We start from the raw sequence: 266 nt of genomic DNA, 5'->3' as shown, positions 1-266 counted from the left end.
GAGTTTTGAACAATTTATTTCAGACTCAATTCTACTAATCTGTTAATGAATTAATGTAACCTCGTCAGCTACATTAAACTGTGATAAATCACAGAATTTAATAAACTAAGATCATTCGATCTTCTTATTCACTAAATTCTGTAATCTTTAGCCCGTACTCCGTAAAGTACGTGGTGGAGACTAGGAGAGTCGAACTCCTGACCTCCTGCGTGCAAAGCAGGCGCTCTACCAACTAAGCTAAGTCCCCAGCTTATCATTGTGAATTC

At 38.0% G+C, this 266-nt stretch carries 1 tRNA gene; it reads right to left on the bottom strand.

From position 1 onward, the window contains the following. Positions 1 to 171: 171 nt before the first annotated feature. Positions 172 to 247 (bottom strand) — tRNA-Ala (locus tag MMO38_RS16610). Between the last annotated feature and the right edge of the window lie 19 nt (positions 248 to 266).

It is taken from the genome of Acinetobacter sp. NIPH 1852, from assembly GCF_022549455.1.
In the GTDB taxonomy this organism is placed as follows: Bacteria; Pseudomonadota; Gammaproteobacteria; order Pseudomonadales; family Moraxellaceae; genus Acinetobacter.
Note: the sequence above shows the minus strand (reverse complement) of the source record. Positions and strands in the feature narration are given on the sequence as shown.